This window comes from Ensifer sp., assembly GCF_031989085.1.
In the GTDB taxonomy this organism is placed as follows: domain Bacteria; phylum Pseudomonadota; class Alphaproteobacteria; order Rhizobiales; family Rhizobiaceae; genus Ensifer.
The window spans coordinates 699,180-716,828 of the sequence record NZ_DALZXU010000001.1; the positions used below are offsets into that span (position 1 = coordinate 699,180).

The following is a 17,649-nucleotide window of genomic DNA, read 5'->3' on the forward strand; positions in this document are numbered from 1 at the left end:
CCTGCGCGTTCCGATGGCCGGCGCCACGTCGTCAGATGGGCCGGTCGAGGATGTCGCCAGCCGGTCGGGCAGGGGCCAAGAAAGCACCTGGAAATCTCAGGTCATTCTAAAACAGTGGACAGATCTCCGGCTCAGCCGTGGGTGGAATTTTTCGCATAGACAAATTTGTTCGGCGACTTATTGCAATGCGACGCCAAATGTCGTTCCATCCGGCCTTGACCGGGGGGCAATCGTCATTCCGCGTCAGGAAAACACGAGAACAAAAACAAATCTGGGAAGCAAAGCTCATGAAAAAGCTCACTACTCTCTTTGCAGCGACGGCGCTTGCCACGCTGATGGCCGGCTCTGCCTGGTCGAAGACGTTCGTCTATTGCTCGGAAGGTTCGCCTGAGGGTTTTGACCCGGGCCTGTACACCGCCGGCACGACGTTCGACGCGGCTGCGCACACGGTCTACAACCGCCTGCTCGAGTTCAAGAAGGGCACGACCGAAGTTGAGCCGGGCCTCGCCGAGAGCTGGACGATTTCCGATGACGGCCTGGAGTACACCTTCAAGCTGCGTCCGGGCGTCAAGTTCCAGACGACCGAGTTCTTCACGCCGAGCCGTGACCTCACCGCAGACGACGTGGTTTTCTCGTATGAGCGCCAGCTGAAGGCTGACAACCCCTGGAACAAGTACATCGCTGGTACTTCCTGGGAATATGCCGCCGGCATGGGCTTCCCGGAAGTCATCAAGTCGGTCGAGAAGGTTGACGACCTGACGGTCAAGTTCACCCTGACGCGCAAGGAAGCGCCGTTCCTCGCCAACATCGCGATGCCGTTCGCTTCGATCCTGTCGAAGGAATACGCCGACAAGCTGCAGGCTGACGGCAAGATGGAACAGATGAACCAGATGCCGCTCGGCACCGGTCCGTTCGCTTTCGTCGCCTACCAGCAGGACGCTGTCATCCGCTACAAGGCAAACCCGGACTATTGGGGTGGCAAGCAGAAGATCGACGACCTCGTCTTCGCAATCACCTCGGACGCTTCGGTTCGCTACCAGAAGCTGCAGGCCGGCGAATGCCACCTGATGCCGTTCCCGAACGCTGCCGACGTTGCAAAGATGAAGGCTGACCCGAACCTGAAGGTCATGGAACAGGCCGGTCTCAACGTCTCGTACCTCGCCTACAACACGACCCAGGCTCCGTTCGACAAGCCGGAAGTGCGCAAGGCGCTGAACAAGGCGATCAACAAGCAGGCAATCGTCGACGCCGTCTTCCAGGGCGCAGCCCAGCCTGCCGTCAACCCGATCCCGCCGACAATGTGGTCCTACAACGACAAGCTCGAAGACGACACCTACGAGCCGGAAGTCGCCAAGAAGATGCTTGAAGACGCAGGCGTCAAGGACCTGTCGATGAAGCTCTGGGCAATGCCGGTTTCGCGTCCGTACATGCTGAACGCCCGTCGTGCGGCTGAACTGATGCAGTCGGACTTCGCCAAGGTCGGCGTCAAGGTCGAGATCGTGTCCTACGAATGGGCCGAATACCTCGACAAGTCGAAGGCCAAGGATCGTGACGGTGCCGTCATTCTCGGCTGGACTGGCGACAACGGCGACCCGGACAACTTCCTCGACACGCTGCTCGGCTGCAACGCTGTCGGCGGCAACAACCGCGCGCAGTGGTGCAACCAGGAATTCGACGCCCTCGTGAAGAAGGCGAAGGAAACCTCCGATCCGGCAGAGCGCACCAAGCTCTACGAAGAAGCTCAGGTCGTCTTCAAGCGCGAAGCGCCGTGGGCAACGATCGACCACTCTCTCTCGGTCGTGCCGATGCGCAAGAACGTTGAGGGCTTCGTTCAGAGCCCGCTCGGCGATTTTGCCTTCGACGGCGTGGACATCACCGAGTAATTTAGTTAACTGATCCTTAAGGGGGCGTTTGCCAAGAGCAAGCGCCCCTCTTTGCATCCACTATAGCGACCCGAGCTCCAGCTGGAGCGCACAAGGTCGCTGTGGCATTTCGACTTACCGTGTGCTTCGCCGTCAAGGTGGGAAGGCATGCGGTGGTGCCAGCGGCGGGATACAATGCCGCGGCAACATGGCGCGGGGTTTAACATGTTCCGATTTCTCTTGGGGCGACTGGCTGTCCTGATACCGACGTTCATCGGTGTCTCCATCATCGCCTTTTCCTTCATTCGCTTGCTGCCGGGCGATCCGGTGGGTCTGCTTTCGGGCGAGCGTGTCATGTCGCCGGAGCGACATGCCGAAATTTCGCATGCGCTTGGTTTCGACCGGCCGATCGTCGTCCAGTACCTCGATTATCTCTGGGGCGTGCTCCACGGTGATTTCGGTACGTCGATCGTCACCAAGAAACCGGTCCTCGACCAGTTCTTCGATCTGTTCCCGGCAACCGTCGAGCTTTCGCTTTGCGCGATCTTGTTTGCGATCATCCTCGGCATTCCCGCCGGCGTGATCGCGGCGATCAAGCGCGGTTCCGCCGTCGATCAGGCGATGATGGGCACGGCGCTCGTCGGCTTCTCCATGCCGATCTTCTGGTGGGGCCTGCTCCTGATCATGCTGGTCTCCGGCATGCTGCAGTGGACGCCGGTCTCGGGCCGCATCTCGCTGATGTACTTCTTCCCGCCGGTCACCGGTTTCATGCTGATCGACTCGCTGTTGTCCGGCCAGGCCGGCGCCTTCAAGTCGGCGGTCAGTCACCTGATCCTGCCGACGATCGTGCTCGGGACCATCCCGCTCGCGGTCATCGCGCGCCAGACGCGCTCGGCGATGCTCGAGGTTCTCTCCGAAGATTACGTGCGCACGGCGCGCGCCAAGGGCCTTTCGACCTTCCGGGTCGTCGGCGTCCATGCGCTGCGCAATGCCATGATCCCGGTGATCACCACGATCGGCCTGCAGGTGGGCGTCATGCTCGCCGGCGCGATCCTGACCGAAACGATCTTCTCCTGGCCGGGTATCGGCAAGTGGATGGTGGATTCGGTTTCGCGTCGCGATTACGCCGTCATCCAGGGCGGCCTCCTGGTCATCGCGGCCGTGATCATGCTGGTCAACCTCATCGTCGACCTGCTCTACGGTCTCATCAATCCGCGCATCCGGCATTAAGGAGGGCGTCATGTCTCAAGCTGCTGCAACAAGCACCGTTTCGACCGATCCGTCCCGCCGGGCGCGACTGGCCGAGTTCTGGTATTATTTCTCCGAGAACCGTGGCGCCGTCATCGGCCTCGTGTTCTTCGTCTTCCTCGTTCTGCTCGCGGTCTTTGCGCCGTGGGTCGCCCCGCACGACCCGGTGGCGCAGTACCGCGATGCGGTTCTGGTCCCGCCGGTCTGGCAGGAGGGTGGACGCGCCGGCTTCTTGCTCGGCACGGACGCCGTCGGCCGCGACATGCTGTCCCGGCTGATCTACGGCACCCGCTTCTCGCTGTTCGTCGGCGTCATCGTCACGACGCTGTCGCTCGTCGGCGGCATCGCGCTCGGCGTCATCGCCGGCTACTTCCGTGGCTGGGTCGATACCGTCATCATGCGCGTGATGGACATCATCCTTGCCTTCCCGTCGCTGCTGCTCGCGTTGGTGCTCGTGGCCGTTCTCGGCCCGGGCCTCGTCAACGCCATGATCGCCATCGCGCTCGTCTTCCAGCCGCACTTCGTGCGCCTGACCCGTGCGGCCGTCATGAGCGAAAAGACCCGTGACTATGTCGTTGCCGCCAAGGTTGCCGGCGCCGGCCACGGTCGTCTGATGTTCAAGACGATCCTGCCGAACTGCATGGCACCGCTGATCGTCCAGGCGACGCTCTCCTTCTCGAGCGCCATCCTCGACGCCGCCGCGCTCGGCTTCCTCGGCATGGGCGCCCAGCCGCCGACACCGGAATGGGGCACGATGCTCGCCGAAGCGCGCGAGTTCATCAGCAGCCACTGGTGGGTGGTCACGCTGCCTGGCATCGCGATCCTGATCACGGTGCTGGCGATCAACCTGATGGGTGACGGCCTGCGCGATGCGCTCGATCCCAAGCTGAAGAGGTCCTGATCATGGCGCTTCTCGAAATCGAAAACCTGGTCGTCGAATTCCAGACGGCCTCCGGTCCCTTCCGCGCCGTCAACGGCGTGTCGATGAAGGTCCATGAAGGCGAAGTTCTCGCCATCGTCGGTGAATCCGGATCGGGCAAGTCCGTGTCGATGCTGGCTGCCATGGGTCTTCTGCCCTGGACGGCGAAGGTAACGGCCGACAAGCTCGCCTTCAACGGTCGCGACCTGCTCGGCATGTCGGCGAACGAGCGGCGCAAGATCATCGGCAAGGATATCTCGATGATCTTCCAGGAGCCGGTCGCAAGCCTCAATCCGTGCTTCACGGTCGGCTTCCAGATCGAGGAGGTGCTGCGCATTCACCTCGGTCTCGACAAGGCCGGTCGCCGCAAGCGGGCGATCGAACTGTTCGAAGCGGTCGGCATTCCCGATCCGGCCGAGCGGCTCGGCCACTATCCGCACCAGATGTCGGGCGGCCAGTGCCAGCGCGTGATGATCGCGATCGCGATTGCCTGCAATCCGAAGCTCCTGATCGCCGACGAGCCGACCACCGCGCTCGACGTGACGATCCAGAAGCAGATCCTCGACCTCTTGATGAAGCTTCAGGCCGAGCACAACATGGGCCTGATCATGATCACGCACAATATGGGCGTGGTTGCGGAAACCGCCGACCGCGTGGTCGTGCAGTACAAGGGCCGCAAGATGGAAGAGGCCGACGTGCTGACGCTCTTCGAAAACCCGAAGAGCAACTACACGCGGGCACTTCTGGCAGCCCTTCCTGACAACGCCACCGGCGACCGTCTGCCGACGATCTCCGAACTCTTCGTCGATGAAGGAGCGGTCCAATGAGCGTGATCCTCGAAGCGCGCAACCTGGTGCGCGACTACCACATTCCCGGGGGCCTGATCAAAAAGGCAAAGACCGTTCACGCCCTGAAGGGCGTGAGCTTCAGCGTGGAAGAAGGCAAGACGCTCGCAATCGTTGGCGAGAGCGGCTGTGGCAAGTCGACGCTTGGACGTATCCTCACCCTGATCGATCCAGCGACCGCAGGCGATCTGCTGATCGAAGGCAAGAAGATCGACATTTCCAAGGGCGACATGACGCCGGAGATGCGCCGCAAGGTTCAGATCGTTTTCCAGAACCCCTACGGCTCGCTCAACCCGCGCCAGAAGATCGGCGACATCCTGATGGAGCCGCTGGTCATCAACACCGACACGCCGGCCGACGAGCGTCGCGACCGGGCAATGGCGATGTTGAAGAAGGTCGGCCTCACCGATCTGCACTTCAACCGCTATCCGCACATGTTCTCCGGCGGCCAGCGCCAGCGTATCGCCATTGCGCGTGCGCTGATGCTTAACCCGAAGCTGCTGGTGCTGGACGAGCCGGTATCGGCGCTCGACCTTTCGGTCCAGGCTCAGGTATTGAACCTGCTCGCCGATCTGCAGGACGAGCTCAAGCTGACCTACGTCTTCATCAGCCACGACCTCTCGGTCGTGCGCTACATCGCTGACGACGTGATGGTGATGTATTTCGGCGAAGCGGTCGAGTACGGCAGCCGCGACGAAGTCTTTGCCGACCCGAAGCACAGCTATACCAAGACGCTGTTTGCCGCGACGCCGCGTGCGGATGTGGAGAGCATCAAGGCACGGCTGGCGAAGAAGAAGCAGGCGGCCTGAGCGCTTTCGGGCCGTCCGACAAAAGCGAGGCCGGGGAAAGAACTCTCCGGCTTCTTGGCCTTGACGGGGCGATGGTGTAGAGCTTTCGCGCCGCCATTCACTTCTCGCCTTTCGGCGGCGGGCAGCCGCTTTTCGGCCGAACCGTCCGTGTTCGGCCCAACTTCAGGAACACGATCATGGAAATCAAGCGTTTCGAAACCGGCCCCCGGATGAGCCAGGCCGTGGTTTACAACAACACCGTCTACCTCGCCGGCCAGGTCGGCAATGCCGGTGACGATGTCGTGACCCAGACGAAGCAGGCGCTTGCCGAAGTCGACCGTCTTCTGGCGCTCGCCGGCACCGACAAGACCCGCATTCTCTCGGCTACCATCTGGCTCGCCGACATGGCGGACTTCCCGAAGATGAACTCTGTCTGGGACGCCTGGGCGCCGCAGGGCAACACCCCGGCTCGCGCCACCGGTGAAGCAAAGCTCGCAACCCCGGAATACCTCGTCGAAGTCATCGTCGTCGCAGCCGCCGCCTAAGGCAGGCTTATCCGCCAATCAAATGCGATTGATGGACTATGCATTTCAGCCGCCGTGCCCTGCGCATGGCGGCTTTTCTTTTGCCGATCCGCCAACCTCCCCGTGCCTCAGGAACCAACAGCTGGCCGCCGCGTTTACCTGAGGTTCCATCAAAATGGGAGGCAATCGATGCTCTATTGGCTACCGCGCGCCTGCGCGCTCGCATTCGCAGGCCTGTTGATCGGGTTCGGGTTGGTGCCCCACACGGCCACCGGTGTGGCGCACACGCTGCTGGTGATCGCGCTTGGCCTCGCGCTCTTGTCGCTGACCCTTCATGTGTTCCCGCCCGAGCGGCACTGATCGACGCGAACGGCAACAGGGGCCGGGCGAAACAACGACGAGGAATGGCATTGGATACGTCAGGTCATACGGCTGCCTACTACAAGCTGAAACGTATCGCCGAGGAGGAAAGGGCCTCTGTCGAAGCGGTTCCGCCTGCCGTGCCCAAACGGGACGGCATCGACCTGATGGTCGCCTGGAGCATCATTGGACTGTTCGTCATTGCAGGTTCCGCCGCCATCTCCTCGATGGAGACGATCCTGATGCCGATCACGCTTGCCGTCGTCGTCGGCATCGTGCTCGGTCGCGCGGCCGACAGCCTGGCAAGGTTCGGCCTGCCGCCCGTGATGGGCGGATTGTTGCTGGCGCTGGTCTTCGTGCTTGGCCTGGCATCTGTGGTCAGCGCTCTGCTCGGGCCGATGACGGAATTGGCCCAGAAGGCGCCTGCCATGGCAGAGGGCGTGATCGAGCGCGTCATGCCGTTCATCGAGCGCTTCGAATGGCTGCGGCTGGCGCTTGCCAAGGGCATCGGCGGTGACGCGCTTGCCGACACTGTCATGAAAAATGCAGGGCCGGTTCTGGGCGCCGTTGCCGGCGGGCTGACCCCCGCCCTTGTCCAGACCTTGATATTCCTTGCAGCGCTCGGGCTGTTTCTGTTGGGCCGCCTGCATCTGCGCAAGACCGCCATTCTAGCCTTCACCAGTCGCGAACGGCGCCTGAGCACGATCCGGATCATGAATGCGATCGAGACCGCGCTCGCACAGTATTTCTCGATTGCCAGCCTGATCTATCTCGCCCTCGGCGTCGTCACGATGATCATCGCGCTGGTGGGTGGGCTCGCCGTACCACCGCTCTGGGGGCTGTTTGCCTTCGTCTCCAGTTTCATCCCCTATCTCGGGGTGACGATGATGACGCTGGCGCTGCTCGTGGGCGGGCTGATGACGCACGAGGCAATCCTGCTGGCGCTGGCGCCGGCGGCCGCGTTCTTCGTTGTCCACCTCGTCATGGAAAACCTTGTCATACCGTCGATCCTGGGCAACAGGCTCGAGGTCAATCCATTCCTCGTCTTCGTCGCCATCATCTTCTGGACGTGGATGTGGGGCGCGGTCGGCGCCATGCTGGCGCTGCCGCTGTCGCTGATCGCCATGACGATTTTCGAAGAGGTGCGCGAGCAGCCGCCGGAACGGCAGCTGCCGGCGTGACCTGTCGTCCCGCTTCTTACCTGCGCGTCGAGGAGCGGGCGTGCTCGTCGAAGAATAGCGCCTGGCTGATCAGCGCCTTGACCATGTCCGGATTGAACGGCTTGGTGACGAGGAAGGCGGGCTCGGGCCGCTTGCCGGTCAGCAGGCGCTCTGGAAAGGCTGTGATAAAGATCACTGGCACGGCCGCATCCTTCAGGATCTCGTTCACCGCGTCGATACCGGAGCTGCCATCGGCGAGCTGAATGTCGGCAAGCACCATCTTCGGCGCCGTCTTGCGGTAGAGATCGAGCGCTTCCTTGTGGGTGCGGGCGATGCCGGTCACGCGATGGCCGAGGCTGGTGACCATATCCTCGATGTCGAGCGCGATCAGCGGTTCATCCTCGATGATCAGCACTTCGGTTGCGACCTGGCGCGAAATGTCTTCCGAAGCGGCCGTCAGCAGCTTGGAAAAGCCCGCCTGGCTCTGGCCCATGATCTCGGCGGCATCGGCGATCGAGAAGCCCTCGACCGAGACGAGAAGGAAGGCCTGGCGGGCGGCCGGCGCAATCAGCGACAGATTGGCGGCAGCCTGCTGCTCCCAGGCAAAGGGAGAAACATTGCCGGTCCGGTCGACGGTGACCTTCTCGAACAGGGTGCAGAAAAGTTTGTAGAGGGAGATCCGATCGTTGGAACTCTCCGGAAAAAGGCTGATGTCCTCGATCAACGCTTCCAGAACCGCGGCCACGTAACCGTCACCGGCAGCCTGCGAGCCGGTGACGGCGCGGGAGTAACGGCGCAGAAAGGGAAGATGTGGTGCAATACGCGTCGAAAGTGACATCAAGTACTTCCTTGGGTCTGATGTGATTCGCTTGTTTTCTGAGGACAACGAGGATCCCGCAAAAGACGTGAATGTTTTGAACACGTTTTTCAGCCTATGGGAAGCTGGTTGCGGCGATGTGTGTTCGGCTGCGTGGAGCGCCGTCTGGCTTGGGGATTGTGGGAATGAAAGATCCTGTGGACGAGCGTGGCGTGGGGGATGAGGAGCGCCGAAAGGCGGCCGAAGCGTCCGATCCGAACGGATTGATCGGTTCGAAGCTGAAGGCGCTCTATCGCGCGCTCGAGCAGGAACCGGTGCCCGACCTTTTCATCGATCTTCTGCAAAAACTGGACGAGGCTGAGTCGCTCTCCCATCCCGAGGACAAGGTTCGCAGCAAACCCTAGGCGCAGGAAATCGGGAAACGGGCCGAAGCCCGTTCCCTTCCATGTCTCGCTTTTGTCGCCTTAGCAGGCGGCTTCGTAGCGGCGGCCGTAGCGGTCGCGATAGATGCAGCGGCCAGGTTCGTTGGCGTTGCCGATCAGCGCGCCGGCCACACCGCCGACCGCAGCACCCACTGCAGCACCTCTGACATTGCCCGTCGCCAGGCCGCCGATGACGGCGCCGCTGCCCGCGCCGATCGCCGCGCCCTTTTCCGTTTGCGTGCAGGCCGCGAGCGGGAGGACCAGGCTTGCTATGATCAGTATTTTCTTCATGACGCGTTCCTATCCGAGGTTTGCTTGGTTGAGCATTGAAGGATGCATTCGGCCGAGACCGGTTGCGGGGCACTGAGGACGAACAGAGTGACGATAATGAGGTCGCGCGCCAAAACCTGTAGCCATGACGGGTTCCAGCCCTGATCCGGGCTTCTGGACGATCTTGATGATCCCTGGACGTCTCGCAACGGGCGGATCTGCACCGCTCATCAGCGTCTCCCTTGTGGTATCGCCGCGGGCGCGGCGCTTGTTATTGCACTGGAAACGACGATCACGCCGATTTGTTCCATCGTGGGCATTGTTCTTGGAACATGTCGTTTCGCGCGAGGTTGCGAGACCGTTCTGCTTTTCGCGACCGTGTGAGACGACACTGAAAATTTCGAGCCGCCCCATGGAACCTCGGGCCGTCCATAACCGTTTGCTCATGAAGTTTTTGATGGAAGGAGCATGCGTATGGAACATATCGCTGCCATCATGGTCCTCGTCGGGTGCCTGCAGGGCGATGCCGCCTGCCGCGAAGTGCCGACGCCCGTCGTCGGCTTCGAGACCGTCGAGGAATGCCAGGAACTGCTTTCGCCCTCGATCGAAGAGGTCGGCAAGGCCTTCAAGGGCGCCTACGGCAAATGCGCCGAAGTCGATCCGGCTCTGTTCGTCGAGGATGCCACCATCGAATGGCGCATCACGCCTGCGCGTCAGCTCGAGGTCAAGGTGATTGCCGACGACGGCAGCTACGCCGTTGCAGCGCGCGCCAATGACACGCCGAAGCTGAGCAATTGAACATGAGCGCATCCGACGCGGTGGCCAGCACCGCGCCTACCAACGACATGCAAACGCCGCTGCGGTGATGTGCCGCTGCGGCGTTTGCATGTCGTTGTCGTTCTGTCGTGGAGCAACGCCGGCCCAACTAATTTTCCGACTTCGGTTCGGTTTTTTTCAGTTTTTCGAGAAGTGTGTTCAGGTCGTTGCTCGGTTTTTCCAGGTTGGGTGCGTAGAGATCGCGCATCGTCCTGCCGATGTGAAGATTAGCGTCCGGCAATTCAGCTTTTCGGCGCGCTGTTTCCGCTGCGGACTTCCAGATATGTGACATTGGCATCTTCATGTCGAACCTGCTTTATTCCTTGAGGGAACAACGTAGGACTATCTCGAAGGTTCCTGGCGAATTTGGTCCCGCCTGTGTCAAATCGGCACTGTTTTGGCTCGCTTGGTTAACAGATGGTTTCGATGCCGCGGCTGGGAGCTGAAGATTTCGTCCTCGCATACGCGTCCACCGGAACAAAATAGCGGGTCGCTGCGTTTCATCTCCAGCGACGAACACAAGGAGATATCCTATGCTTTACTACGCTCTCGTCTTTCTGGTAGTGGCCATCATTGCCGGTGTACTTGGTTTCGGCGGTATTGCTGGTGCCTCTGCCGGCATCGCACAGATCCTGTTCTTCCTGTTCCTTGCCTTCCTGGTGATTTCGCTGGTCGCAGGTCTGATGCGTAGAACGTGATCGGGCGGAAATCCGCTCCCTGGGCATGAACAAAGGGACGAATGTCGCAAGACTTCGTCCCTTTCGCATGTCCGGTTCCCTCCCGCGACATCCCTTGCCCTCGCTGAAGCGCTTGGCTATTCATGCCGAAACGGATCTGCCGCGCAGCAAAGGAATGCGAACTGCAATGAAATCGCTGGAACTCCTCGTAGAGCGGATCATCCTGTCCAGTCGCTGGCTGCTGGTCATCTTCTATCTCGGGCTCGTTGTGGCTTTGGGCCTTTACGGCATCTCGTTCATGTACAAGCTCGCGAAGATCGCCAGCATGGTCTTCGTCTACGATGATGCCCAGATGATCCTGGCGATGCTCGCGCTGATCGATGCGGCGCTGGTGGCAAGCCTGATCGTCATGGTCATGATTTCGGGGTACGAGAATTTCGTCAGCCGCTTCGACGAGGGAGATGCCGAGGTTTCCTTCCTTGGCAAACTCGACGCAGGCAGCCTGAAGATCAAGGTCGCCTCGTCGATCGTCGCGATTTCGTCGATCCATCTTTTGCAGATCTTCCTCAACACGCAACAATATACTGACCAGCAACTGATGTGGGCAACGATCATGCATCTCGCCTTCGTGGTTTCGGCGGTCCTGCTCGGTTATCTCGAGCGGATCATGGTGGGGCTGAAGAAGAAGTAGCTTTGGCCGGGCGGCAATCGCGTCGCAGCTGGTCTTGAACGAGGAGCGGGGCAGCGGGATATGAAGACTGACGTAGTGGTTCTCGGCGCCGGCATCGTCGGCATTTCGACCGCCATCCATCTGGCGCGGCGCGGCAAGTCGGTGGTGCTGCTCGATCGCCGCGGTGCCGGCGAGGAAACATCCTATGGCAATGCCGGCCTGATCCAGCGCGAAGGCGTCTTCCCCTACGGCTTCCCGCACGATTTCGGCGCGCTGTTCCGCTACGCGCTCAACAACACGATCGACGCGCACTACCATATCAGGGCCTTGCCCGGGCTGGTGCCGTTTCTGGCGCGATACTGGTGGCATTCGGGCTTCACCCAACACCAGCGCATCGCCCAGATGTATGCGCCGCTGATCGAACACTCGATCGTCGAGCATGAAGATCTCATCAATGCGTCCGGCGCCGGTGACCTGATCCGCAAGGACGGCTGGATGAAGGTGTTTCGCACCGAGAAGGAGCGCGACGCCGCCTACAAGGACGCCGAGAAGCTGTCGGCCGGTTTCGGCGTCAATCACCAGAAGCTCTCCACAAGCGAATTGAAGGTGATCGAACCTTCGATCAAGGCCGATCTCGTCGGCGGCCTGCGTTGGAGCGACCCCTGGTCGATCCGCGATCCGCACAGCCTCAACAAGGCCTATCTGAGCTACTTCCAGTCGCTCGGCGGCCGTCTTGTCTCCGGCGACGCCGCGACGGTGGAGCATATCCTCGAAGGCCCGGGCTGGCGGGTGGCAACGCCCGAAGGGCCGCTGGAGGCGAATGACGTGGTCGTCGCGCTTGGCCCTTGGGCCGATACCGTGACCCGAAAGCTCGGCTACCACTTCCCGCTCGCCGTCAAACGTGGCTATCACATGCATTACGGCATGCAGGAGGGCGCACAGCTCAACAATTGGGTGCTCGACGCGGAGAAGGGCTATTTCCTGGCGCCGATGCAGCGTGGCATCCGCCTGACGACGGGGGCCGAATTTGCCTGGCGCGATGCGCCGAAGACGCCGGTCCAGCTTACCCGCGCAGAGCGCGTGGCGCGTGAATTCTTCCCGCTGGCGGAGCGCCGCGACGAAGAGCCCTGGATGGGCGCGCGCCCCTGCACGCCCGACATGATGCCGATCATCGGCAAGGCGCCGCGCCACCAGGGCCTCTGGTTCGCCTTCGGCCATGCCCATCATGGCATGACGCTTGGGCCTGTCACCGGCCGCGCGCTCGCCGAGGCAATGACCGGTGAAAAGACGGTGATCGACATCGCTCCCTATCGCCCCGGGCGCTTCTTTTCCTGAACGATCGTCCGATCGTCGAAAGAGGCCGGAAGCATCACTCCCGGCCTTTTTCGTATTCATCCGGCGCGGCGGTGTCAGGCGTTCGTGCCGCCGTCGATGGTGAACTCGGCGCCGGTAACCCCGCGCGCGTCGGGCCCCGCGAGCCAGGCGACAAGAGCTGCCACCTCGTCGGCATCGTTGAAACGGGGGATCGCCATCAGCCCACGCTGCGGATCCGCATGCGCGCCGTCCTGCGGGTTCATGTCGGTGTTGGTCGAGCCCGGATGGACGATGTTGACGGTGATGCCCTTCGGCCCCAGGTCGCGCGCGACCGCCTTGGTGAAGCCGACGAGCGCCGATTTGCTCAGCGCATAGAGGCTGATGCCGGGAAAGGGAACGCGCTGTGCCAGATTGCTGCCGACCGAAATGACGCGACCGCCCTCCGGCATGTGCCTGGCAGCAGCGCTCGTGGCGAGAACGACCGCTTTCACGTTGATGTCGATGGTGCGGTCGAAAGCCTGCGCGGTCACGTCGGTGATCGCCGCTTCCTCGTAGATGCCGGCATTGTTGACGAGAACGTCGATGCGGCCATGGCGTTCGACCACCGTATTGACGGCTGCCTCCAGCGCGTCGACGTCGCGATTGTCGGCGTGAACCGCGAGCGCCTTGCCTCCGGCCCGCTCAATCTCGGCAACCAGTGCATCGGCCTTTGCCTGCGACTGGCCAAAGGTCACGGCCACGATGGCACCTTCGCTCGCCAGGCGCCTGGCGATCGCCGCACCGATGCCGCGTCCGCCGCCTGTTACCAATGCGACCCTGTTCTTTAAGTTCGACACATGCAGCTCCATATTTGTAGTGATCGATACATATAAAGATGTGCGCTTGCTTGTCGCTGTCAAGTGAATTATGTATCGATTGGTACAAAAAGGAATTCGCACTATGTCCAGCCGCGGTCGGCCCCGCACCTTTTCGCGCGATGACGCGCTCAGAAGCGCGATGGAAATCTTCTGGGACAAGGGCTTCGACAACACCTCGCTTGCTGACCTCACCCGGGTGATGGGGCTGAACCCGCCCAGCCTGTATGCGGCTTTCGGCAGTAAGGCGAAACTCTTCCTGGAAGCGGTCGATCTCTATGGTCGCACCGATGGTGCCGGCATCTGGGAGTTTCTCGACGAAGCACCGACGGCGAAGGAAGCGATCCATGATCTGTTGAAGCGGTCGGCGAAAAATTTCACGCAATGGGACGAACCCCGCGGCTGCATGGTCGTGCTTTCGGCGCCGCAGATGGAGGGTGGCGATGCCGCGGTATGCGACGGCCTCAAGGTTCGGCGGCTGGAAAAACAGGGCGCCCTGGAGCGCCGCCTCGCGCGTGGGGTAGCCGAAGGCGATCTACCTCCGACAGTCGACTGCGAGGCGATTGCCGCCTACGTCACGTCGATCCAGCATGGAATGTCGATTCACGCCCGTGACGGGGCGCCGCGCCATGTGTTGCTTGCGATTGCCGACTGCTGTGCGGCAGGGTGGGATGGCATGGTCGCGACGATGAGAAAGGCTCAAGGATGATCGGCTGCTAAGCCGCACCGATCGCAAAACCGACCGGCCCGATCGACCGAGGCCGCATTCGCTATGTGCCGTCTCCAAGCGAACTTTCCGATCCGTTTTGCGTCAGCACTAGACACGCAAGCAACCTCTGCCGGAAGGGCGCTTCCGGCAGAGGCAAAGGATGGGAACGTATCTGCTACTGCACCGGTGCCGGCTGTGTCGTTCCGTTTGTCGCCGGCGGGGTGGTGCCCTGCTGAGGCGCCGTTTCCGGAGCGGTCATCGTCCCGCCTGACGGTGCGGTGCCAGACGGTGCCGTCGTGGTGTCGGCTGGTGCCGTCGTGGTTGTATCGGCTGCTGGCGGCGTCGCGGTCTCGCCCGTGGTCGACTGTCCGGTCGCAGCAGGCGGCGTCGCCGTCTGGCTGTCGCGGTTCAGTTCTGCCGGAAGCCAGGCGATCAAGGCGAGGACCAGACCGGCGAGCAGGATGATGAACAGCGGCCAGCTGCTTCGCCCGGAGCGAACCGGTGCCGGATCTGTCGGCAGAGGTGTCGGCTGGCCGGTGACCGGGTCGACAAGTGGCTTCTCCTTGAATTCTTCACGTTGGTTCATCGCGTTTACATCCTTTCTGAGCGTCCTGGAGCCGAGCGATAGGGCTATGGCCCGTGGCGGGTTGTTGACCGCGCCTTCAAACCGGGCCGGCTCGACTGGACGCGCTCTCACCACAAAACGCACGACGACTTGCAATGTTCCGACGGGTGCAACCGGTACAGATCACGCGCGCTTTACAGTCCGCTGTTTTCGCTGCAAGAAAGTCGTCTGTTTGAGGGGTGGCGATCATGGTGCATGCGGCATACCGGGATGGAACCTTCGTTGGACGCGTCTGGCGCTCCGACATCGACGGGCCGGCGCTTGTGACCGTCAGGGACGGGGCAATCGTCGACATCACCTCGAAGCTGGCGCCCACCATGCGCGACCTGCTTGAACTGCCCGACCCGATCGCCCATGTTCGCGCACTTGAGGGCGAATGGCTGGCCACGCTCGCGGATCTCGGCCCGGGGCAGGGCGGAAGCGCCGGCGTTCGCCTGCTTGCTCCCTGCGATCTTCAGGCGGTGAAGGCCTGCGGCGTCACCTTCGCGCGCTCGATGATCGAGCGTGTCATCGAGGAGCGCGCCGCCGGCGATGCCGCCCGCGCGGAAGCGATCCGCGGCCGGGTCACCGCCGTGATCGGCGACAGCCTCAGAAACCTGAAGGCCGGCTCGCCTGAAGCCGCCCGCATCAAGGCGGCGCTGATCGAGGAGGGCGTGTGGTCGCAATATCTGGAGGTCGGCATCGGCCCCGATGCCGAGGTGTTCACCAAGGCTCAGGTGCTGTCCTCGGTCGGTTCCTTCGCCGATGTCGGCCTGCATCCGATCTCGCGCTGGAACAATCCGGAGCCGGAAATCGTGCTTGCCGCCACCTCGGACGGTCGCGTCAAGGGGGCAGCACTCGGCAATGACGTAAACCTTCGCGATGTCGAGGGCCGCTCCGCGCTCTTGCTCGGCAAGGCGAAGGACAACAATGCCTCCTGCGCCATCGGGCCCTTCATCCGGCTGTTCGACGAAACCTATACGATCGACAATGTGCGCAAGGCCGAACTCGAGCTCTTGGTCGAAGGCGCCGATGGATATCGGTTGAAGGGCGCCAGCAGCATGGCCGAGATCAGCCGCGATCCGCTCGATCTCGTGGCCCAGACGATCGGGCCAAACCACCAGTATCCCGATGGGTTGATGCTGTTCATGGGAACGCTGTTTGCCCCGGTCGAAGACCGCGACGAGAAGGGGCAGGGCTTCACCCACAAGATCGGCGACGTGGTGACGATCTCCAATGCCGAACTCGGCAGCCTTACGAACACCGTGCGGCTGTCGTTGGATTGCCCGCCCTGGACGTTCGGCACCGCTGCGCTGATGCGCAATCTTGCCAGGCGCGGCCTGCTCTGAGCCGCGCAAGCGCTCCATGCTCTGTGCATGGAAACTGAATTTCGAGCCACGGCCCGCCGATTGCGATCGGCGGGCCGTGGTTTGAAGCCATCAAGCCTGGCTGTTGTCTTCGACGGGCGCGTTCGGTCCGTTCTTTTTGATCGAATCGATGGCGTTCTGAGCGCTGGCTTTGCTCGAATAGCCCTCGGTCGAGAACATCACTTCGCTGTTGTACTTGAAGCGAACCCGATACTCGCCGGCCTTGTCCTTGTAGATCTCGAATTTATGAGCCATGAGCCCTCCCTCAGGTAATCGTGAATCACGCAAGACCTAGCGTGTCAGTTGCAAACGGCGTTGACAAGATGCCTGCTTGCTTCAAGCAAATCCGCACGTGGCCTCGACCGACCCCGATCGACACACGTTTGATCGGATGTTGTCGGGGCGCGCTTCGCTCGGCTTCATCGGGCGGGCGCCGACCTGTGTTTCGGTCAGAATGAGCGGCTGGTGTTCGACCAGACCGGGCCCAGGCGTTCCTCTTCCTTGATGCTGTTCGACCCGTAGGAGAACCTGAGGCCGCCGAAGATGGTGCTGCTGTCGCCCGACACGGATGAACCGAAGGCGGAAATCTCCTCGTCGGCATATTTGTAGCCGCCGAACAATGTGACGGGGAAGGATTCCGGTCGATAGTTGGCCGTCAGCTTCAGGCTGCGGATATCGTAGTCGATGCCGCTGTCGGTGATGCGGTCGAGCGCACCGTCGAGGTCGAAGCGCATGTTGTCGGTCGCATAGACGCGGGCGCCAAGTGCCGCCATGTAATGGTCGGCGCCAAACCCTTCCCATCGCGCCTGACCGTAGCCGGCGGCACCGTGGAGGGTCCACGTGTCCTGAAAGTATGCGCCTTCGATGCCGCCCATATAGTCGTTCATATGGCTGTCGAAGCCGGCGTCGAGACGCGCCGCCTGGGCGAATGCGCCAACGGCATAGAGGCTGTCGCGATAATAGGCATGCAAGGTGCCGTTGTAGCTGTTCGTGCTCGCGTCCTGTATCGAGGCGCGGGTGTAGCCGAGGTCGGCCTGCAGATTGAGGCCCGTGCCCGCGTCGAAATTGACGGTGCCACGCAGCGCCCACGCATCCGCATCGACATCGCCGGGCGCATCGACGACGCTGCCATAGGCCCCTTCGATATAGCCCGTCACGCCCGAAGACGCTTGCTCTACCGGCACTTCATAGGCGTCGCCCGTGCCGACCAGCGGCCTGTCGATATCGGCAGCCGCCGCGAGCGTCGCGCTCGACATAAGAAACAAGAAAAAGCCGCCCGTCCGAACCATCTGCACACCCCGCTGGAAACCCTACCGAAGCGTAAGCAAACATCGTTAATACAATCTGAAGGCGAAGCGATCTGCCGCAAGGCCCATGGCCACGGGCCGAGCGTCTGCCAAATCGCAGAAGATGTGCACGCCGG

The 17,649-nt window shown here is 61.9% G+C and carries 22 protein-coding genes; 15 read left to right on the forward strand and 7 right to left on the reverse strand.

All coding sequences use genetic code 11. The annotated features are described in order from the left end of the window. Window positions 1-287: 287 nt before the first annotated feature. The 8 genes from RTP54_RS03370 to RTP54_RS03405 all read left to right on the forward strand — a co-directional run bounded on the left by RTP54_RS03370 (window position 288) and on the right by RTP54_RS03405 (window position 7,727). Window positions 288-1,883, forward strand: a complete 1,596-nt coding sequence (locus RTP54_RS03370) for an ABC transporter substrate-binding protein (protein WP_112808839.1) — start codon at window positions 288-290, stop codon at window positions 1,881-1,883. Between the two features lie 204 nt (window positions 1,884-2,087). After that, a complete protein-coding gene (locus RTP54_RS03375) occupies window positions 2,088-3,092 on the forward strand; it encodes an ABC transporter permease subunit (RefSeq protein WP_112808838.1) in 1,005 nt (334 codons plus the stop codon). A gap of 10 nt (window positions 3,093-3,102) precedes the next feature. Further along, window positions 3,103-4,011 carry an ABC transporter permease subunit gene (locus tag RTP54_RS03380; protein WP_034800846.1) on the forward strand — a complete coding sequence of 303 codons (909 nt, stop codon included), beginning with the start codon at window positions 3,103-3,105 and terminating at the stop codon, window positions 4,009-4,011. 2 nt (window positions 4,012-4,013) lie between these two features. Continuing rightward, the gene (locus RTP54_RS03385; RefSeq protein ID WP_112808837.1) at window positions 4,014-4,856 is read left to right on the forward strand and encodes an ABC transporter ATP-binding protein; all 843 of its coding nucleotides are present in this window, start codon (window positions 4,014-4,016) and stop codon (window positions 4,854-4,856) included. After that, window positions 4,853-5,683 carry an ABC transporter ATP-binding protein gene (locus tag RTP54_RS03390; protein ID WP_112808836.1) on the forward strand — a complete coding sequence of 277 codons (831 nt, stop codon included), beginning with the start codon at window positions 4,853-4,855 and terminating at the stop codon, window positions 5,681-5,683. Before RTP54_RS03385 ends, RTP54_RS03390 begins: the two co-directional genes overlap by 4 nt. A 176-nt stretch (window positions 5,684-5,859) precedes the next feature. After that, on the forward strand, window positions 5,860-6,207 hold the full coding sequence (locus RTP54_RS03395) for a RidA family protein (RefSeq protein WP_025426006.1): 348 nt from the start codon (window positions 5,860-5,862) through the stop codon (window positions 6,205-6,207). Window positions 6,208-6,375: 168 nt separating this feature from the next. Beyond that, window positions 6,376-6,546 (forward strand): hypothetical protein, encoded by a 171-nt coding sequence (locus RTP54_RS03400; protein WP_312360962.1) that lies wholly within the window; start codon window positions 6,376-6,378, stop codon window positions 6,544-6,546. Window positions 6,547-6,596: 50 nt separating this feature from the next. After that, complete coding sequence (locus tag RTP54_RS03405; RefSeq protein WP_162703524.1) at window positions 6,597-7,727, forward strand: AI-2E family transporter; 1,131 nt, start codon at window positions 6,597-6,599, stop codon at window positions 7,725-7,727. A 16-nt stretch (window positions 7,728-7,743) separates the two neighbouring features. Here the strand turns inward: RTP54_RS03405 and RTP54_RS03410 are convergent, their stop codons facing one another. Further along, window positions 7,744-8,544: a response regulator gene (locus tag RTP54_RS03410; protein WP_312360966.1), complete on the reverse strand. Its 801-nt coding sequence runs from the start codon at window positions 8,542-8,544 to the stop codon at window positions 7,744-7,746. A gap of 164 nt (window positions 8,545-8,708) precedes the next feature. Between RTP54_RS03410 and RTP54_RS03415 the strand changes: the two genes are divergently transcribed. Beyond that, window positions 8,709-8,927, forward strand: a complete 219-nt coding sequence (locus RTP54_RS03415; protein ID WP_312360969.1) for a NepR family anti-sigma factor — start codon at window positions 8,709-8,711, stop codon at window positions 8,925-8,927. A gap of 60 nt (window positions 8,928-8,987) precedes the next feature. Here RTP54_RS03415 and RTP54_RS03420 read toward each other — a convergent pair whose 3' ends face one another. Then, window positions 8,988-9,236: a YMGG-like glycine zipper-containing protein gene (locus RTP54_RS03420; RefSeq protein ID WP_112808832.1), complete on the reverse strand. Its 249-nt coding sequence runs from the start codon at window positions 9,234-9,236 to the stop codon at window positions 8,988-8,990. Window positions 9,237-9,689: 453 nt separating this feature from the next. On the opposite strand from RTP54_RS03420, the gene RTP54_RS03425 reads away from it, so the two are divergent. Next, window positions 9,690-10,013: a hypothetical protein gene (locus RTP54_RS03425; protein ID WP_112808831.1), complete on the forward strand. Its 324-nt coding sequence runs from the start codon at window positions 9,690-9,692 to the stop codon at window positions 10,011-10,013. Window positions 10,014-10,140: 127 nt separating this feature from the next. Here RTP54_RS03425 and RTP54_RS03430 read toward each other — a convergent pair whose 3' ends face one another. Next, window positions 10,141-10,335, reverse strand: a complete 195-nt coding sequence (locus RTP54_RS03430) for a hypothetical protein (RefSeq protein ID WP_312360976.1) — start codon at window positions 10,333-10,335, stop codon at window positions 10,141-10,143. Between the two features lie 229 nt (window positions 10,336-10,564). On the opposite strand from RTP54_RS03430, the gene RTP54_RS03435 reads away from it, so the two are divergent. From RTP54_RS03435 to RTP54_RS03445, 3 genes are all read left to right on the forward strand, one after another. Beyond that, window positions 10,565-10,729, forward strand: a complete 165-nt coding sequence (locus RTP54_RS03435; RefSeq protein WP_037105882.1) for a DUF1328 domain-containing protein — start codon at window positions 10,565-10,567, stop codon at window positions 10,727-10,729. Between the two features lie 166 nt (window positions 10,730-10,895). Next, window positions 10,896-11,399, forward strand: a complete 504-nt coding sequence (locus tag RTP54_RS03440) for a TIGR00645 family protein (protein ID WP_112809440.1) — start codon at window positions 10,896-10,898, stop codon at window positions 11,397-11,399. 60 nt (window positions 11,400-11,459) lie between these two features. Next, window positions 11,460-12,713, forward strand: coding sequence for an NAD(P)/FAD-dependent oxidoreductase (locus RTP54_RS03445; RefSeq protein WP_112808829.1), 1,254 nt, complete (start codon window positions 11,460-11,462; stop codon window positions 12,711-12,713). A 74-nt stretch (window positions 12,714-12,787) separates the two neighbouring features. Here the strand turns inward: RTP54_RS03445 and RTP54_RS03450 are convergent, their stop codons facing one another. After that, window positions 12,788-13,534, reverse strand: coding sequence for an SDR family NAD(P)-dependent oxidoreductase (locus RTP54_RS03450; RefSeq protein WP_312363155.1), 747 nt, complete (start codon window positions 13,532-13,534; stop codon window positions 12,788-12,790). Between the two features lie 97 nt (window positions 13,535-13,631). On the opposite strand from RTP54_RS03450, the gene RTP54_RS03455 reads away from it, so the two are divergent. After that, the gene (locus RTP54_RS03455; RefSeq protein ID WP_112808827.1) at window positions 13,632-14,255 is read left to right on the forward strand and encodes a TetR/AcrR family transcriptional regulator; all 624 of its coding nucleotides are present in this window, start codon (window positions 13,632-13,634) and stop codon (window positions 14,253-14,255) included. Window positions 14,256-14,430: 175 nt separating this feature from the next. On the opposite strand, the gene RTP54_RS03460 is transcribed toward RTP54_RS03455, so the two are convergent. Beyond that, window positions 14,431-14,841, reverse strand: a complete 411-nt coding sequence (locus RTP54_RS03460; RefSeq protein ID WP_112808826.1) for a hypothetical protein — start codon at window positions 14,839-14,841, stop codon at window positions 14,431-14,433. A gap of 227 nt (window positions 14,842-15,068) precedes the next feature. On the opposite strand from RTP54_RS03460, the gene RTP54_RS03465 reads away from it, so the two are divergent. Then, on the forward strand, window positions 15,069-16,208 hold the full coding sequence (locus RTP54_RS03465) for a fumarylacetoacetate hydrolase family protein (RefSeq protein WP_312360991.1): 1,140 nt from the start codon (window positions 15,069-15,071) through the stop codon (window positions 16,206-16,208). 90 nt (window positions 16,209-16,298) lie between these two features. Here RTP54_RS03465 and RTP54_RS03470 read toward each other — a convergent pair whose 3' ends face one another. Beyond that, the gene (locus RTP54_RS03470) at window positions 16,299-16,481 is read right to left on the reverse strand and encodes a YegP family protein (RefSeq protein ID WP_025426020.1); all 183 of its coding nucleotides are present in this window, start codon (window positions 16,479-16,481) and stop codon (window positions 16,299-16,301) included. A 194-nt stretch (window positions 16,482-16,675) separates the two neighbouring features. Next, window positions 16,676-17,491: a hypothetical protein gene (locus RTP54_RS03475; protein ID WP_312360994.1), complete on the reverse strand. Its 816-nt coding sequence runs from the start codon at window positions 17,489-17,491 to the stop codon at window positions 16,676-16,678. Window positions 17,492-17,649 lie beyond the last annotated feature (158 nt).

Bases quoted from the DNA above. Each gene is read 5' to 3' on its own strand.
- RTP54_RS03370 (WP_112808839.1), top strand. From the start codon at position 288: ATGAAAAAGCTCACTACTCTCTTTGCAGCGACGGCGCTTGCCACGCTG.
- RTP54_RS03375 (WP_112808838.1), top strand. From the start codon at position 2,088: ATGTTCCGATTTCTCTTGGGGCGACTGGCTGTCCTGATACCGACGTTC.
- RTP54_RS03380 (WP_034800846.1), top strand. From the start codon at position 3,103: ATGTCTCAAGCTGCTGCAACAAGCACCGTTTCGACCGATCCGTCCCGC.
- RTP54_RS03385 (WP_112808837.1), top strand. From the start codon at position 4,014: ATGGCGCTTCTCGAAATCGAAAACCTGGTCGTCGAATTCCAGACGGCC.
- RTP54_RS03390 (WP_112808836.1), top strand. From the start codon at position 4,853: ATGAGCGTGATCCTCGAAGCGCGCAACCTGGTGCGCGACTACCACATT.
- RTP54_RS03395 (WP_025426006.1), top strand. From the start codon at position 5,860: ATGGAAATCAAGCGTTTCGAAACCGGCCCCCGGATGAGCCAGGCCGTG.
- RTP54_RS03400 (WP_312360962.1), top strand. From the start codon at position 6,376: ATGCTCTATTGGCTACCGCGCGCCTGCGCGCTCGCATTCGCAGGCCTG.
- RTP54_RS03410 (WP_312360966.1), bottom strand. From the start codon at position 8,544: ATGTCACTTTCGACGCGTATTGCACCACATCTTCCCTTTCTGCGCCGT.
- RTP54_RS03415 (WP_312360969.1), top strand. From the start codon at position 8,709: ATGAAAGATCCTGTGGACGAGCGTGGCGTGGGGGATGAGGAGCGCCGA.
- RTP54_RS03420 (WP_112808832.1), bottom strand. From the start codon at position 9,236: ATGAAGAAAATACTGATCATAGCAAGCCTGGTCCTCCCGCTCGCGGCC.
- RTP54_RS03425 (WP_112808831.1), top strand. From the start codon at position 9,690: ATGGAACATATCGCTGCCATCATGGTCCTCGTCGGGTGCCTGCAGGGC.
- RTP54_RS03430 (WP_312360976.1), bottom strand. From the start codon at position 10,335: ATGAAGATGCCAATGTCACATATCTGGAAGTCCGCAGCGGAAACAGCG.
- RTP54_RS03435 (WP_037105882.1), top strand. From the start codon at position 10,565: ATGCTTTACTACGCTCTCGTCTTTCTGGTAGTGGCCATCATTGCCGGT.
- RTP54_RS03440 (WP_112809440.1), top strand. From the start codon at position 10,896: ATGAAATCGCTGGAACTCCTCGTAGAGCGGATCATCCTGTCCAGTCGC.
- RTP54_RS03445 (WP_112808829.1), top strand. From the start codon at position 11,460: ATGAAGACTGACGTAGTGGTTCTCGGCGCCGGCATCGTCGGCATTTCG.
- RTP54_RS03455 (WP_112808827.1), top strand. From the start codon at position 13,632: ATGTCCAGCCGCGGTCGGCCCCGCACCTTTTCGCGCGATGACGCGCTC.
- RTP54_RS03460 (WP_112808826.1), bottom strand. From the start codon at position 14,841: ATGAACCAACGTGAAGAATTCAAGGAGAAGCCACTTGTCGACCCGGTC.
- RTP54_RS03465 (WP_312360991.1), top strand. From the start codon at position 15,069: ATGGTGCATGCGGCATACCGGGATGGAACCTTCGTTGGACGCGTCTGG.
- RTP54_RS03470 (WP_025426020.1), bottom strand. From the start codon at position 16,481: ATGGCTCATAAATTCGAGATCTACAAGGACAAGGCCGGCGAGTATCGG.